Raw genomic sequence first — 13,983 nt, 5'->3', positions numbered from 1 at the left:
GCCCGACGCTACGTCCTGGCGGTCCGGAGCGCGACCTCGTCGTAGGGCTGGAACTCGACGTCGGCCCAGATGCGCTCCCGCGGGTCCGACGCGAGGTCGAGGGAGTCCTGGGAACCCCAGACCCGCACGGGGGTCCCCTCGACGTCGATCGCCGGCCAGCCCGGGTCACCGTCGGCGGCGAACGACGTCCACGCCGCGACCATCCGCCGGGACAGCGCGGAACTCGCCGGGGTGGGGAACACCCCGCGCAGCCGGGGACCCAGCCGGGGGACCCGTCGGGCCAACGGCAGCACCGGGACGGCGTGCAGGAAGGGTTCCATCGCCTGCGGGTTGCCGAACGCGAACGGCACGTCGAGACCGTGGGTCGCGCCGAACCGGCCACCGAGGGCCGGGGAACGCCAGGTGAACCGGGACAGGAACGTCCGGCCCCCGCGGGCGGTGTGCGCGCGGGCGAAACGCCGCGACGGTTCCGCGAACAGGCCGTCGCTCAGGAGCGCGTCCCCGACCGTGCCCGGGTCCGCCCCGGGCAGGAAACCCCGGTACTCCTCCACGGCCGCCGCGGGCAGACCCACGGCCAGGGCGAAATCGACGACCGCGTCCCAGGTCTTCGCGACGGGGGCGAAACCACTGCGGGAGAAGAGTTTCCACTCGTCGGCGACGCTCGAGACCATGAGGTCGACCGCCGGGTCGCCGCCGGCGCCGGGCCCCTCCATGAACGGTGCGGTGACCACCTCGCCGTCGACGACCGGGTGGTAGAGCAGCGGGACGGAACCCCGCGGGCCGGCGTCCGGATCGGCCGCGAGGTCCTGGGCGACCGCGTCGGAGGCGGCCAACAACCGGATCGGCGGCAGACCGGCGAACCCCTCGCGGTCGGCCGGGACGCGCGCGGCGCGGGCGACGTGACGGGCCACCCGTTCCGCCTGCGCGACGGTGTAGGTCTCCCCCGTGATGCTCGCCGCGATGGCGCGCGTGAACAGCCCCCGGGCGACCGGGGCGCAGGTCAACGCCGCGACCGAGGACGCACCGGCGGACTGACCGGCGATCGTGACCCGCGAGGGATCACCACCGAACGGGGTGATGTTGTCCTGGATCCACCGCAGGGCGGCGATCTGGTCGAGGAGGCCGCGGTTGTGCGGGGCACCGGGGACGGCCCCGAACCCCTCGAAGCCGAGGCGGTAGTTCATGGAGACGACGACGAAACCCCGCGCGACCCACGCGGCCGGGTGGTAGCCCGGGGCCGAGCCGGAACCCGAGACCCAGCCGCCGCCGTGGATCCAGACGAGGACCGGCAGACCGCGCGTGAACGCCTCGGGGACGTGCACGTCCAGGGTGAGGTGGTCCTCCCCGGACCGCGGCGTCCACCCGTAGCCGGAGCGGGGGTCCTGCGGGGCGACCGGGGCGTTCTCGTCGGCGGGCCGGACCCCGGACCACGGCTCCACCGGTGTGGGCGCGGCGAAGCGACGGACGCCCACGGGTGGGGCTGCGTAGGGGATGCCCAGGAAGGAGACCACTCCGCGCCGGGCCGCCCGACCTCGGACTCCACCCGCCGTCGTGACGACGACCCTGGGCATCGCCCGCTCCTCCCGACGTCCGCCGCGCGTTCCTGAAGGACCCCTCGACGAGGCCGGGGGGACGTCCCGTCGAGGGATCCGTCAGGAGCGCGCGGCGTGCTCCCTCGTGACCCGAAGAACTTTACCGTGCGACGACCTCGGGATCGGCCAGCCGCGCCGCAGCGGCGCGCGCGTCGGCCGGGGTCACCGCGGCCAGCGCCGCCTCCGCCATCGCCCGGCACGTCACGGAGGTCGTGCGCGACAACGCGAACCGGACGGCGGGCACGGCCGCGGGAGCCATCGAGAGACTGGTGGCGCCCAGACCGACGAGGACCAGCGCGAGCAGCGGATCGCGGGCCGCCTCGCCGCAGACACCGACGGGCGCCTGCGCCGCGGCACCGGCCGCACCGGTGAGACCCACCAGCTGCAGCACCGCCGGCTGCCACGGGTCGAGCAGGTCGGCGAGATCACCCTCGAGGCGGTCGGCGGCCATCGTGTACTGGGTGAGGTCGTTGGTCCCGATGCTCACGAAGTCCAGCCCCGCGGCGAGCAGGTGCGGTGCCCGCAGCGCAGCGGCCGGGACCTCGACCATCGCGCCGACCTCGCGCAGGCCCGCCGCGCGGGCCCGGTCGACGAAACCGCGGGCCTCTTCGGGCGTCGCGACCACGGGCGCCATGACCCAGGGCCGGGTGCCGCTGATCTCGGCGGCCGCGGCCAGGGCCCGCAGCTGGGTGTCGAGCAGGTCCGGGTGCCGGCGGGCGGTGCGCAGCCCCCGGACGCCGAGGGCCGGGTTCTCCTCGGCCGCGAGCGCGACGAAGGCCAGCGGTGTGTCCGCTCCCGCGTCGAGGGTGCGCACGACGACCTTGCGGTCACCGAACGCCCTGAGCACGCGGGCGTAGACCTCGGTCTGCTCCTCCAGCGTCGGCGCGGAGTTCCGGTCCAGGAAGAGCACCTCGGTGCGGAACAACCCGATCCCTTCGACGTCCAGCGCGGCAGCGCGTTCGGCGGCCTCCAGGGTCCCGACGTTGGCGAGCAGCTGCACGCCGGTCCCGTCGGCCGTCCGGCCGGGCCCCCCGGCGGACGCGGCGAGTTCGGCGCGCACCGCACGACGGGTCTCGATCGCCGACCGGAGTCCGGTCCCGGGATCGAGGGTCACGGAACCGGAGCGGGCGTCGACCGCCACGGCGCACCCGTCGGTGATCCCCAGCGCCCCCTCGACCCGCACGACGCAGGGGAGGTCGAACTGGGCCGCGACGATCGCGGTGTGGCTGGTCGGGCCGCCGAGCTCCGTGACGATCCCGACGACCCGGGACAGGTCCAGCGCCGCGGTGTCGGCCGGGGCGAGGTCGCGGGCGATCACCACCGAGGGACCGGAGAGTCCCGGCACACCCGGCTCGGGCAGTCCCAGGACCCGGGCGACGACCCGGTCGCGGACGTCACGCAGGTCGGTGACCCGCTCGGCGAGGTGGGGGCCGCCGGCCGCGAGGATCTCGCAGAACGTCTCCACGGCCTCGTCGACGGCCGTCGCCGGACCGGTGCCGAGAGCCAGTCGGCGCTCGACCTCGGCCGGCAGACCGGGGTCCGCCGCCATCAGCGCGGTCGCCTGCAGGACGTCGGCGGTGGTCCCGCCGGCCCGCTCCGCACGGGCGCGCAGGGAGTTCGCGACGGCGTCGAACGCGGCGCGGACGTCCGCCCCGGCGGTCACCGGGTCCGCGGCCGCCGGTTCGTCGGCGGGCGGGCGGGCGGGGAGGGCGAGCACGACGGCCGTCCCCACCGCGGCCGACGAGCCGACGCCCACCCCCGACAACTCACGCATCGTGGTCGGTCTCCACGAGGCCCGCGAGGGTCTCCAACGCCGCCTCCGCGCCGTCCCCCTGCGCCGTCAGGACGACCTCGTCGCCGTGCTGGGCGCCCAACCCCATGACCAGGAGGATGCTGCGGGCGTCGACCGGGTCACCGGATCCGAGGGCGATGGTCACCGGCAGTCCGGTCGCCGCGGCGGCCTGGACGACGAGCGACGCCGGGCGGGCGTGCAGGCCGACGCGGGAGGCGACGACAGCGGTCCGGGTGGCGGTGGACACGGGGGTCACCGCGACGCACGTCATCGTCCGTGCACCTGCTCCAGGACGGTCGCGGCGACGGCTTCGGCGTCAGGGGCACCGAGGAGGGCCTCGCGGAAGGAGACGTGCACGAGCTTGCGGGCCAGGGCGGTCAGGATCGTGAGGTGGTCGGCCTCGCCGGTCGTCGGCACGGCGACGAGGAACACCAGGTCGGCGGGACCGTCGGGTGCGCCCCAGTCGATCCCGTTCCCGTCCAGGACCCGCCCGATGGCCAGGCTGGGCACGGTGACGGCCGCGGAACGCGCGTGCGGCAGGCCGACGCCACCCGGGATCCCCGTCGCCATCCGCTGCTCGCGGGCGGCGACGTCGGCGAGGAACTGCTCGAGGTCGGTGACCCGGCCGGCGTCGGCGAGGGTCTGCGCGAGCTGACGGGTCGCGTCGACGCGATCGGTCGCCTGGAGGTCGACGAGGACGAGTTCCGGGGCGGTGAGGTCGGTCATCGCTGCAGGTCCTTCACGAGGGTCTCGGGATCGGCCAGGACACGGACATCCCGGCCCACCAGGTCGTCGAGCTCCGTGGTGGTGCCGTCGCGTTCCACGACGGTGGTGTTCGTGCGGATCGTCCCGGCGGTGCCGACGGTCACCGCGTCCACGTGCTGCGGGGCGAGCAGGGCCTCGAGGCGACTGCCGTCGACCCCGCCCGCCCGGGTCACGCGTCGATGCGACCACGGTCCAGCCGTTCGGCGCCGGCGATGATGAAGTCCTTGCGGGGGGCGACGTCGTTGCCCATGAGCAGTTCGAAGACCTTGTCCGCCACGGCGCCGTCGTTGACCGTGACCCGGCGCAGGGTGCGGTGCTGGCGTTCCATCGTCGTCTCGGCGAGCTGGTCCTCGTCCATCTCCCCCAGACCCTTGTAGCGCTGGGGTTCGCCGTAGTGGCGGTTGCGCCGGTTCAGGTCCGCGGTCACCTTGCGCAGCTCGGCGTCGGAGTAGGTGTAGATGATCTCCTTGCCCTTCTTGCCCGGCGTCGTCACCGCCAACCGGTGCAGGGGCGGCACCGCGGCGAAGACGCGGCCGGCCTCGATGAGCGGGCGCATGTAGCGGAAGAACAACGTCAGCAGCAGCGTGCGGATGTGCGCGCCGTCGACGTCGGCGTCCGTCATCAGGACGATCTTCCCGTAGCGCACGGCGCTGAGGTCGAAGCTGCGCCCGGAACCGCCGCCCACGACCTGGATGATCGAGGCGCACTCGGCGTTCTTCAGCATGTCCGTGACGGACGCCTTCTGGACGTTGAGGATCTTGCCGCGCAACGGGAGCAGGGCCTGGTACTCCGAGTTCCGGGCACCCATGGCGGTGCCCAGCGCGGAGTCACCCTCCACCAGGAACAGCTCGGTGTTGGACACGTCGTCGGAGCGGCAGTCCTTGAGCTTCGCCGGCAGCGAGGAACTCTCCAGCGCGTTCTTGCGACGCTGGGTCTCCTTGTGCAGCCGCGCCGAGATGCGCGACTTCATCTCGGTGACGACCTTGTCGAGCACCGCGGTGGCCTGCGCCTTGTCGTCGCGCGTGGGCGAGGCGAAGACGGCGCCGAGTTCGTTCTCGATGACCTTGCGGACGATGGCCCGCACGGCCGCCGTCCCGAGGACCTCCTTCGTCTGACCCTCGAACTGCGGTTCGGCCAGGCGCACGGTGACGACGGCCGTCAGCCCGGCGAGGATGTCGTCCTTCTCGAGCTTCTCGTCCTTGCCGACCTTGAGCCGGCGGGCCTGGGCGTCGACCTGCTTCTTCACCGCCGCGAACAGGCCCTGCTCGAACCCGGCGAGGTGCGAGCCGCCCTTGGGCGTCGAGATGATGTTGACGAAGGTGCGGATCGTGGGGTCGTACCCGGTGCCCCAGCGCAGCGCCACGTCGACGACGCAGTCGCGGGTGACCTCCTGGGGGCTCATGTGACCGGAGTCGTCGAGCACCGGCACCGTCTCGGTGAAGGTGTCCTCGCCCTGCAGGCGCCACACCGCGGTGACCGGGGCGTCGGGGGTCAGGTAGTCGGCGTACTCGCTGATCCCGCCGTCGTGCTGGAAGACCTCCTCGGTCGGCTCCCCCGAGCGCTCGTCGCGGACGACGATGCGCAGACCGGGGACGAGGAAGGACGTCTGGCGGGCGCGGGCGGCGAGGTCCTCGTAGGAGAACGCGGCCTCCTTGAGGAAGATCTGCCGGTCCGCCCAGTAGCGCACGCGGGTCCCGGTCACCCCGCGCTTGGCGCGTCCGGTGATCGCCAGTCCCTGCTCGGGGGTGAAGTCGGCGTCGGGGCCCTCGCCGGCGTAGCGACCGGGAGTGCCGCGCCGGAAGCTCGTCGCGTAGGTCTTGCCGCCCCGGTCGACCTCGACGTCGAGGCGGGAGGAGAGGGCGTTGACGACGCTGGCGCCGACCCCGTGCAGGCCCCCGGAGGCCGAGTAGGACCCGCCGCCGAACTTGCCGCCGGCGTGCAGGTGGGTGAAGACGACCTCGACCCCCGACAGCCCGGTGCGCTTCTCGGCGTCGACGGGGATGCCGCGGCCGTCGTCGTGGACCTCGACGGAACCGTCCTGGTGCAGGATCACGTCGATCAGCGAGCAGTGGCCACCCAGGGCCTCGTCGACGGAGTTGTCGATGATCTCCCACAGGCAGTGCATGAGACCGCGGGAGTCGGTGGAACCGATGTACATGCCCGGACGCTTGCGGACCGCCTCGAGTCCTTCGAGGACGAGGAGGTTGGCCGCGGTGTACTTGTCGTCCGATGCGGGGTTGGGCGGAGTCACCCCGGAAGGGTACGGGTGTTCGAGCGGGTGACCGTGGCGCTACACGCCGCTCCCGGCTGCCCGTTCGCCGGGTCGGTGTGACGCACAACACCTCCGCTACGAGCGAACGGAATGCTCCAACGGCGTGGGAACGCGAGCGGGCTGCCGAAGGTTGGGGAAGAGTGTCCGGTGGGAGCAGCAGCTGCCCGCCAGCGTGCACGACCCGGAAGGAGTCGCGGAGTGACCACCGCTACCAGCACCACCCTCAGCAACGACCACATGACTGCCTCGGACCGGTGCGACCGGTGCGGTGCCCAGGCCTACGTGCGAGTCGTGCTCAACGCCGGTGGTGAGCTCCTCTTCTGCGCTCACCACGGCCGCGAGCACCGCGACGCGTTGCGTCAGGCCGGCGCCGACATCCACGACGAGTCGCAGAAGCTGGCGGCGACGACGTCGGCGTCCGCGGCTCCCGACGAGCGCTGACCCTGCTCCACGAGCTCCGACGAGCCCGGCATCACCATGGGTGATGCCGGGCTCGTCGTCGTTGCGCTGACCATCGCGGTCGGCCTCGTGGGGATCGTGGTGCCCGTCCTGCCGGGCACCGTCCTCATCGCCCTCGGGCTGCTCGTCTGGGCCGTGACCACCGGCGGGTCGGCCTGGCTGTTCTTCGCCGGCGCCGCCGTCCTGCTCGCCGCGGGTCAGGTCGCGATGTACCTGCTGCCGGGCCGCCGGATGACCCGGGCAGGGGTCCGCAGGACCACCCTGTTGCTCGGAGCCGCCCTCGGCATCGTCGGGTTCTTCGTGATCCCGGTCGTGGGGCTGCCGATCGGGTTCGTCCTCGGCGTGTTCCTCACCGAGCTCGCCTGGGCGGAGTCCGTCGGGGGCCGGGCCAGGACCGCGTGGGCGGCGACCGTGGTCGCCCTCAAGGGCGTGGGGCTCAGCGTCGCCCTCGAGGCGTCCGCGGGGCTGGCGGCGACCGTCCTCTGGGTCGTGGGCGCGCTCACGCTGCGCTGAGCCCGCCACGGGCGGTCAGGGAACGACGAACGGCCCGGCAGGGAACCCCTCTGCCGGGCCGTTCGTGTGGAGCCGGTCTCCTCAGTCGAGGTAGTCGCGCAGGACCTGCGAGCGCGACGGGTGACGCAGCTTCGACATCGTCTTGGACTCGATCTGACGGATGCGCTCACGCGTCACGCCGTAGACCTTGCCGATCTCGTCGAGCGTCTTCGGCTGACCGTCGGTCAGACCGAAGCGCATCGAGACCACGCCGGCCTCACGCTCGGACAGGGTGTCCAGCACCGAGTGGAGCTGTTCCTGCAGCAGCGTGAAGCTCACCGCGTCGGCCGGGACGACCGCTTCGGAGTCCTCGATGAGGTCACCGAACTCGGAGTCGCCGTCCTCGCCGAGCGGGGTGTGCAGCGAGATGGGCTCACGCCCGTACTTCTGGACCTCGACGACCTTCTCCGGGGTCATGTCGAGCTCCTTGGCGAGCTCTTCCGGAGTGGGCTCGCGACCGAGGTCCTGCAGCATCTGCCGCTGGACGCGGGCGAGCTTGTTGATGACCTCGACCATGTGCACCGGGATGCGGATGGTGCGGGCCTGGTCGGCCATCGCGCGGGTGATGGCCTGACGGATCCACCACGTCGCGTACGTCGAGAACTTGTAGCCCTTGGTGTAGTCGAACTTCTCGACCGCACGGATCAGACCGAGGTTGCCCTCCTGGATGAGGTCCAGGAAGAGCATGCCGCGACCGGTGTAGCGCTTGGCCAACGAGACGACCAGGCGGAGGTTGGCCTCGAGGAGGTGGTTCTTGGCCCGACGGCCGTCCTCGCTGATCCACCACAGCTCACGCTTGAAGATGGAGTCGATGTCGTCGCCGGAGTGCAGCTTCTCCTCGGCGAAGAGACCGGCCTCGATGCGCTTGGCGAGCTCGACCTCCTGCTCGGCGTTGAGGAGGGCGACCTTGCCGATCTGCTTGAGGTAGTCCTTGACCGGGTCGGCGGTGGCGCCGGCGGTGGACACCTGCTGGGCAGGGGCGTCGTCGTCGTCGTCGTCGCGCAGGACGAAGCCACCGGCGGTCTTCTTGGCGCCGGTCTCCTCGGTGGTGTCCTCGGTCGCGGCGTCGTCCTCGTTGGCGAGGTCTTCTTCCTTGACCTCGTCGACCTCTTCGGTGGGCTCGTCACCCTTGCCGCCGGCCTTGGCCGCGGTCTTCGCCGCGGCCTTGGTCGCCGTCTTCGTCGCGGCCTTGGTGGCCGTCTTCTTGGCGGCGGGCTTCACGGCCGCTGGGGCGTCGCCCTCCGTCGGCGCGACGGCGCGCTTGGCGGCCGGACGCGCGGTCTTGGTGGCCGTGGCCGTGGACGTCGTGCGGCGCGCCGAGGCGGCAGCGACCGCGCGCTTGGGCGCGGCCTCCGGAACCTTGACCGTCACACCGGCGTCGTCGAGGGCACGGAGGACGGCCTTCATGCGCTGCACGGGCAGCTGCGCGTCCTCGCACGCGACACGCACGGAGTGCGCATCCACGTAGCCGTGGGTGGTTCCGTGCTGCAGGAGCTCCTGGAAGGGAGCGGAAGCGAACTCTGGCGGGAGCGGCCGGGAGGTCGGTACCGACGACACGGACTGCCTTTCGTCGTGGGCGGAACGAGGCTGCGCGGGCAGCAGCCGACAACGTCAACACCGCGGGCGGAGTGCTTATGCCCACTGAGGACGACAAACCACGATTGTGGCACGAACCCGGTGGATCGCGCGCACGACACCGCCCGAACGGCGTGCGTGGCGTGGGCGCGACCCCTCCGGCGGGCTCAGTCCTCCGGCTTCACCGCGAGCACCGGACACGGCGCGTCGAGCAGGATCCGCTGGGCGCTGGCGCCGAGGATCAGCTTGCCGACGGGGGTCCGGCGACGGAGGCCGATGACGATGAGCGAGGCGCCCGTCTCCTCGGCCGCCGTGATGAGGTCGTCCGCGGGATCCTCGGAGTCGGGGACGTCCCGCATCTCGTGGGCGAGCCCGGCGGCCGCGAGCTTCTCCTGCACCGACGCGTGGACCCCGGCGAGCTGCTCGGCGTCGGCGGCGTCGACCTCACGCCCCGGTCGCCGGCTGTGCACGACCACCAGCGGGACCGCGTAGCGCAGCGCCGCCTCACCGGCTCGTTCCAGGGCTGCTCGGCCCTCCGGGTTGGCCACGTACCCGACGACGATCCCCATGCCGCACCTTCCAGACGCCGTTGATGGACGGCGTGACCGTACTACGCGCTCAGTCCCCGCACGGCGGGCGACCCACGAGCAGGAGCTGCAGGACCAGCCGGGCCAGCCGTTGCCCCGGGTCCCGGCGCAACGCCTCCTCGGCCGCGGCACCGGCCCGCACCCCGTCCCCGCCGTTCCAGGACGACCACGCGGCCACCGCCCACGCCCCGGCCGCCGCCGTTCCGCTCGCGTGCCGGGCGACGTCGACGGCGAGCGCCGCGGCCAGGACGCTGCGCCGACCGTCGGACTCCTCGCGCAGGGCCGGTGCGAGGAGGATCGCGTCACGGGTCGCGAGGTCGTCGAACCCCGCCAGCAGGCGCCCGCAGAACTCCGGGGCGGGCAGCGCCGTCGTCGTGCCCTCGGCGCGACGGTCGAGCTCGGCGTCCCACTCGGCCAGCAGGGCACGGCGGCGACCCGGGGTCCAGGGCCGCGTCGCGGCGCGTCGGGCGGCGGAGGCCACGGACCGGCGTCCGGCCTCGACGGCGGTCGTGGGGGGCAGCGCGGCCGCACGGTCGGGGGCGACGCCCAGCCCGAGGCCGATGGCCTCGGCGACGACCCGGTCGACGTCCGCCGTGGACAGCGGGGTGCCCTCGCGGGGGCAGCGGGCGAGGTCGCAGGTCAGCGAGCGGAAGCGGTGGTCGGTGAGGACGACCACGTCGAGGACGTCACGCCCCCGGGCGCCGAGCAGGCGGGACACCGCGGCCAGGGCGGCGCCCGCGCGGGGTCCCGGGGTGAGGACGCCGGTGCGGGTGGCCTCGGGGTCGTAGCCGAGGACGAGGAGCCGGGCCGCGGGTTCCGCACGGTCGAGGACGGCACGCACGGCGCCGGCGGCGACGGCCGAGACGGCCGCGTCGTCGTCCGTGGGCGGCAGGTCCACCCGCAGGACGACCCCGAGCCGCTCGCGGGTGCTCCCGGGTCGGGGGGTCCTCACCTCCAGCAGCACCAGGCTGTCGGCAGGGCGGAACCCGAGGTGGAAGGGGACCAGGGCCAACAGCTGCGCGGGGCCGGCGGCGACCACGGTCCCGGGCTGCTGCGAGGGGGCGGAGGAGGACATGACCGAAGCCTCGACCGGGGGCGACCGCGACTCCCCCACCCGTCCACAGGTCCGGGTGGGGGTCAGTCCCGGCCGAGGCTGTGCACGGCCGGACGTCCGCCGCGGGCGCGCCACGCGGCGTAGTCCTCCGTCGCCACGAGCACCGACCCGGCGACCCAGGCGGCGACGACACCGTCGTCGAGCAGGCCCACGAGCGGCAACCAGGCCTCGGGCAACGCGTCGACCGGCGAGACGACGTAGACCAGCCCGAGCGCGGCCCAGGCCAGCCGGGAGCGTCCGGCTCCGGTGTAGCGGCCGCGCACGCTGTCGGCGACCATCGCGGGCAGCTGGGTGAGTCTGGTCCCCACACCGGGGGTGCCGGGACGGGTCCCGGAACGCAGGGTGCGCCACAGGACCGGCAGGGCGGCGGTGCGGACGGCCACGACTCAGTCGCCCTTGTGCGGCGGCAGGCCGTGCTCGGCGGCCTTGGCGATGCGCCGGAACATCACGGCGTCGACCCCGGCACCGACGGCGCCACCGACGACGGGCAGCGCGCGGGCGGGTACCCGCAGCAACGTCTTGGTCCCGAAGCGCGCGATCAACCGGAAGCCCACGCCCTTGTTGACGAGCATCAGGACGGGTCGCGGGACGCGGGAGGTGACGAGCCCGGCGATGCGTCCACCGGTGGGCAGCCCGGCGGCCTTGAGCACGTCGGTCGCGTCGGCACCGACGAGGGTCAGCAGGACGGCGGAACGGACCTGGGGCAGCGACGTGTCGTAACCGCGCAGTTCGGCGAGGGCGGCCACGGCCCGGACGGCGAGGACGTGGAAGCCGAAGACGTTGGCGGGCAGGGCCACCGGCATGGTCACGAGTCCGCCGAGACCGGTCACGAACCCGTTGCCGGCGATGAGACGGGTGTGCTGGCGCAGGACGGCGTGCACGGCCGACTCGGTGCTCGGGTGCCGCTCGAGCGCCGACCGCGCGACCTCCGCAGCGCTGTCGAAGGGGCCGAGGCCGTCGATGCCGACGGCGAGGAGGCGCTGGACGAGGTCGGCGGCACGTCCCTCGAGACCTCCCGGCGGCGGAGTGGCGGAGGTCTTCTGCACGTCGTGGCTCACATCACGACGCTAGCCGCAAGAACGCCGCTCAGCGCGCGGGATCCTGCTCGCTGAGGAACGCGGACACCTCGGCGACGCCGTCCTCGACGTAGCGGCGACGGGCCCAGGCGCGGGGCAGGCGCTGGTCGGCGCCGACCGGGGGCCGGTCCAGCTGCGGGAGGCGGGAGAGGTCGGCCCGGCGACGCAGGGCGCGGCGGTCGCGGAGGAAGGGGACGACGAACACGGCGAGGAGGCACATCTCCAGGAAGGTCGACATGCTGAGTACCTCGGCAGGACCGCGGGAGAACTTCAACTGGTTGGATCGGGGGGTGTCCGCCCCACGTCCCGCCCGTCGCACCCGAGGTCCCCGACCCGAGGAGGGCGAGGCCCTGATCACCACGGGCACAGCGCGTCTGGAGCAGGACCGCGACGATCCCGACGGGTGGACGGTGCACGTCAACGGGGTCCCGAGCTCCTACGTCGACCTGGCCGACCCGACCCGGCTGGTCTTCGAGTACCACCAGTGGACGGCCGCCGTCATCGACGCCGTCCACGACGAGGGTCCGCTGCGGGTGGTCCACCTCGGGGGTGCCGGCTGCGCCTTCCCGCGCTACGTCGCCGCGACGCGACCGGGGTCCCGTCAGCTGGTCCTGGAGGTCGACCAGCGGTTGGTGGACCTGGTGCGCGCCAGCTTCGGGGCGAGCGGAGCCGCCGGCTTCAAGCTCAAGGTGGCCGACGCCCGCGAGGGGCTGCGCGCCGTCCCGGACGGCACCCAGGACGTGGTGGTGCGCGACGCCTTCGCCGGCGACCGGGTGCCCGGCCACCTGGTCACCGCGGAGTTCCTGCGCGACGTGGACCGCGTGCTCGCCCCGGGCGGGGTGTGGATCGCGAACCTCGCCGACCGCCCACCGATGCCGCACTCGCGGGCCGAGCTCGCGACGACGGGATCGGTCTTCGCGCACGTCGCGCTGATGGCCGAGCCCGGGGTGTTCCGGGGCCGCCGCTACGGCAACGCGCTGCTCGTCGCCTCGCAGTCCCCGTTGCCCGAGCGGGCCCTGGTCCGGGCGTTGTCGGGTGGCGCCGCCCCGGCCCGCCTCGTCGCGGGCGAGGACGCCCGGCACTTCTGCGCGGGGGCGGGCGTTGTGACCGACGACGCGATCTCGCCGAGCTCCCCGGAGGAACCCGACGCATGAGCACGACCCTGGCCCCGCCCGCCGACTCTCAGACCGGGGGTCTCACCGGGTTCGTCCTCGAGACCGTCGACACCCTGGGGGCCCCCGGCGTGGGGTTGATGAGCTTCCTGGAGGTGGTGTTCCCGCCGATCCCCAGCGAGGTCGTCCTGCCGCTGGCCGGCTACCAGGTCCAGCAGGGCCGCATCGGGCTGGTCGCCGTGGTGCTGTTCTCCGTCGGGGGCGCGTTCCTGGGGTCACTCGTCCTCTACTGGCTGGGGAAGGTGGTCGGGCTGCAGCGCGCGGCCCGGATCACCGACCGGATCCCGCTGATGGACGCCTCCGACGTCACGAAGTCCGCGGAGTGGTTCCACCGCCACGAGGGGGCGGCCGTCTTCACCGGTCGCTTCGTCCCCGGGGTGCGCAGCCTCATCTCGCTGCCGGCGGGGGCGGCGGGGATGGGGCTGCTGAAGTTCTCGCTGCTGACGGTGCTGGGCAGCGGGTTGTGGAACGGGCTGCTGATCGGCCTGGGCATGGCGCTGGGGACGCAGTACGAACTCGTCGAGAGCTACGGCCACTACCTCGACTACGCCTTCTACGCCGCCATCGCGGCGGTCCTGGTGTGGGCCGTCGCCCGACGGGTGCGCAGCCGCCGGCGGGAACGCGTGGGCTGACCGGAACCGACGCTGTGCGTTCCTCGTGTCACAAGATCACGTGTGGGAGCGTCCAGCGCAGCGGCGGAGCAGGGTGCCCGCGCTGCCTTGAGGGGGTCGCGACGCTCCACCGTCCCGGTGACCGTGGAGGTCGACACCGCGGCGGCCGCCCTCGACGGCCGCATCACCCCGACCTGGACCCACGTGACCATCCCCGCCGGTCGCCTCACGGGGTCCGTCGTGGTGCCGGTGGCCGGGGACGACGTGGTCAACGACGCCCAGGCGCGCTTCACGGTCACGCTGTCGGTGCCCCGGCACGCGGTCGTGGGCGACGGGTTCGGGACGCTGAGCGTCCACGACGACGACCTCTACGACTGATCCGCCCGGCTGGTTCGAACGACGAACGCCCCCTCCGG

Annotated in this window: 17 protein-coding genes; 5 read left to right on the top strand and 12 right to left on the bottom strand. The window is 73.4% G+C overall.

Annotation, left to right across the window (positions count from 1 at the left end; all coding sequences use genetic code 11):
* Window positions 1-8 precede the first annotated feature (8 nt).
* The 6 genes from ACFQ46_RS22005 to ACFQ46_RS21980 all read right to left on the bottom strand — a co-directional run bounded on the left by ACFQ46_RS22005 (window position 9) and on the right by ACFQ46_RS21980 (window position 6,400).
* Complete coding sequence (locus tag ACFQ46_RS22005) at window positions 9-1,571, bottom strand: carboxylesterase/lipase family protein (protein WP_380262105.1); 1,563 nt, start codon at window positions 1,569-1,571, stop codon at window positions 9-11.
* Between the two features lie 121 nt (window positions 1,572-1,692).
* Complete coding sequence (locus ACFQ46_RS22000; RefSeq protein WP_380262103.1) at window positions 1,693-3,366, bottom strand: phosphoenolpyruvate--protein phosphotransferase; 1,674 nt, start codon at window positions 3,364-3,366, stop codon at window positions 1,693-1,695.
* Entirely contained in the window at window positions 3,359-3,655 is a 297-nt protein-coding gene (locus ACFQ46_RS21995; RefSeq protein WP_380262101.1) for an HPr family phosphocarrier protein, read from the bottom strand. Before ACFQ46_RS21995 ends, ACFQ46_RS22000 begins: the two co-directional genes overlap by 8 nt.
* Window positions 3,652-4,110, bottom strand: coding sequence for a PTS sugar transporter subunit IIA (locus ACFQ46_RS21990; RefSeq protein ID WP_380262099.1), 459 nt, complete (start codon window positions 4,108-4,110; stop codon window positions 3,652-3,654). Before ACFQ46_RS21990 ends, ACFQ46_RS21995 begins: the two co-directional genes overlap by 4 nt.
* Window positions 4,107-4,322 carry a hypothetical protein gene (locus ACFQ46_RS21985; protein WP_380262097.1) on the bottom strand — a complete coding sequence of 72 codons (216 nt, stop codon included), beginning with the start codon at window positions 4,320-4,322 and terminating at the stop codon, window positions 4,107-4,109. The genes ACFQ46_RS21990 and ACFQ46_RS21985 overlap by 4 nt, the downstream gene beginning before the upstream one ends.
* Window positions 4,319-6,400: a type IIA DNA topoisomerase subunit B gene (locus ACFQ46_RS21980; RefSeq protein WP_380262095.1), complete on the bottom strand. Its 2,082-nt coding sequence runs from the start codon at window positions 6,398-6,400 to the stop codon at window positions 4,319-4,321. Before ACFQ46_RS21980 ends, ACFQ46_RS21985 begins: the two co-directional genes overlap by 4 nt.
* A 258-nt stretch (window positions 6,401-6,658) precedes the next feature.
* On the opposite strand from ACFQ46_RS21980, the gene ACFQ46_RS21975 reads away from it, so the two are divergent.
* Together ACFQ46_RS21975 and ACFQ46_RS21970 are read left to right on the top strand one after the other, a co-directional pair.
* A complete protein-coding gene (locus tag ACFQ46_RS21975) occupies window positions 6,659-6,862 on the top strand; it encodes a hypothetical protein (RefSeq protein WP_380162484.1) in 204 nt (67 codons plus the stop codon).
* 36 nt (window positions 6,863-6,898) lie between these two features.
* Window positions 6,899-7,393 (top strand): DUF456 domain-containing protein, encoded by a 495-nt coding sequence (locus ACFQ46_RS21970; RefSeq protein WP_380262093.1) that lies wholly within the window; start codon window positions 6,899-6,901, stop codon window positions 7,391-7,393.
* A gap of 81 nt (window positions 7,394-7,474) precedes the next feature.
* On the opposite strand, the gene ACFQ46_RS21965 is transcribed toward ACFQ46_RS21970, so the two are convergent.
* The 6 genes from ACFQ46_RS21965 to ACFQ46_RS21940 all read right to left on the bottom strand — a co-directional run bounded on the left by ACFQ46_RS21965 (window position 7,475) and on the right by ACFQ46_RS21940 (window position 12,022).
* Window positions 7,475-8,989 (bottom strand): RNA polymerase sigma factor, encoded by a 1,515-nt coding sequence (locus tag ACFQ46_RS21965; RefSeq protein WP_380262091.1) that lies wholly within the window; start codon window positions 8,987-8,989, stop codon window positions 7,475-7,477.
* Between the two features lie 185 nt (window positions 8,990-9,174).
* Window positions 9,175-9,576 (bottom strand): universal stress protein, encoded by a 402-nt coding sequence (locus ACFQ46_RS21960; RefSeq protein WP_380262089.1) that lies wholly within the window; start codon window positions 9,574-9,576, stop codon window positions 9,175-9,177.
* A 49-nt stretch (window positions 9,577-9,625) separates the two neighbouring features.
* On the bottom strand, window positions 9,626-10,669 hold the full coding sequence (locus tag ACFQ46_RS21955) for a DUF4192 family protein (protein ID WP_380262087.1): 1,044 nt from the start codon (window positions 10,667-10,669) through the stop codon (window positions 9,626-9,628).
* A 62-nt stretch (window positions 10,670-10,731) separates the two neighbouring features.
* Complete coding sequence (locus ACFQ46_RS21950) at window positions 10,732-11,091, bottom strand: YkvA family protein (protein WP_380262085.1); 360 nt, start codon at window positions 11,089-11,091, stop codon at window positions 10,732-10,734.
* Between the two features lie 3 nt (window positions 11,092-11,094).
* Entirely contained in the window at window positions 11,095-11,766 is a 672-nt protein-coding gene (locus ACFQ46_RS21945; protein WP_328291938.1) for an EcsC family protein, read from the bottom strand.
* Between the two features lie 28 nt (window positions 11,767-11,794).
* Window positions 11,795-12,022: a hypothetical protein gene (locus tag ACFQ46_RS21940; protein WP_380262083.1), complete on the bottom strand. Its 228-nt coding sequence runs from the start codon at window positions 12,020-12,022 to the stop codon at window positions 11,795-11,797.
* 52 nt (window positions 12,023-12,074) lie between these two features.
* Here ACFQ46_RS21940 and ACFQ46_RS21935 point away from each other — a divergent pair, with 52 nt between their 5' ends.
* The 3 genes from ACFQ46_RS21935 to ACFQ46_RS21925 all read left to right on the top strand — a co-directional run bounded on the left by ACFQ46_RS21935 (window position 12,075) and on the right by ACFQ46_RS21925 (window position 13,945).
* Entirely contained in the window at window positions 12,075-12,938 is an 864-nt protein-coding gene (locus ACFQ46_RS21935) for a spermidine synthase (RefSeq protein ID WP_380262081.1), read from the top strand.
* Window positions 12,935-13,588, top strand: a complete 654-nt coding sequence (locus ACFQ46_RS21930; RefSeq protein ID WP_380262079.1) for a DedA family protein — start codon at window positions 12,935-12,937, stop codon at window positions 13,586-13,588. The genes ACFQ46_RS21935 and ACFQ46_RS21930 overlap by 4 nt, the downstream gene beginning before the upstream one ends.
* A gap of 117 nt (window positions 13,589-13,705) precedes the next feature.
* Window positions 13,706-13,945: a hypothetical protein gene (locus ACFQ46_RS21925; protein WP_380262077.1), complete on the top strand. Its 240-nt coding sequence runs from the start codon at window positions 13,706-13,708 to the stop codon at window positions 13,943-13,945.
* Window positions 13,946-13,983: the final 38 nt, after the last annotated feature.

It is taken from the genome of Kineococcus sp. GCM10028916 (assembly GCF_042674865.1).
GTDB lineage: Bacteria > Actinomycetota > Actinomycetes > Actinomycetales > Kineococcaceae > Kineococcus.
This window is presented reverse-complemented; position numbering and strand designations above follow the sequence as displayed.

Bases quoted from the DNA above. Each gene is read 5' to 3' on its own strand.
- ACFQ46_RS22000 (WP_380262103.1), bottom strand. From the start codon at position 3,366: ATGCGTGAGTTGTCGGGGGTGGGCGTCGGCTCGTCGGCCGCGGTGGGG.
- ACFQ46_RS21975 (WP_380162484.1), top strand. From the start codon at position 6,659: ATGACTGCCTCGGACCGGTGCGACCGGTGCGGTGCCCAGGCCTACGTG.
- ACFQ46_RS21960 (WP_380262089.1), bottom strand. From the start codon at position 9,576: ATGGGGATCGTCGTCGGGTACGTGGCCAACCCGGAGGGCCGAGCAGCC.
- ACFQ46_RS21995 (WP_380262101.1), bottom strand. From the start codon at position 3,655: ATGACGTGCGTCGCGGTGACCCCCGTGTCCACCGCCACCCGGACCGCT.
- ACFQ46_RS22005 (WP_380262105.1), bottom strand. From the start codon at position 1,571: ATGCCCAGGGTCGTCGTCACGACGGCGGGTGGAGTCCGAGGTCGGGCG.
- ACFQ46_RS21930 (WP_380262079.1), top strand. From the start codon at position 12,935: ATGAGCACGACCCTGGCCCCGCCCGCCGACTCTCAGACCGGGGGTCTC.
- ACFQ46_RS21990 (WP_380262099.1), bottom strand. From the start codon at position 4,110: ATGACCGACCTCACCGCCCCGGAACTCGTCCTCGTCGACCTCCAGGCG.
- ACFQ46_RS21955 (WP_380262087.1), bottom strand. From the start codon at position 10,669: ATGTCCTCCTCCGCCCCCTCGCAGCAGCCCGGGACCGTGGTCGCCGCC.
- ACFQ46_RS21970 (WP_380262093.1), top strand. From the start codon at position 6,899: ATGGGTGATGCCGGGCTCGTCGTCGTTGCGCTGACCATCGCGGTCGGC.
- ACFQ46_RS21940 (WP_380262083.1), bottom strand. From the start codon at position 12,022: ATGTCGACCTTCCTGGAGATGTGCCTCCTCGCCGTGTTCGTCGTCCCC.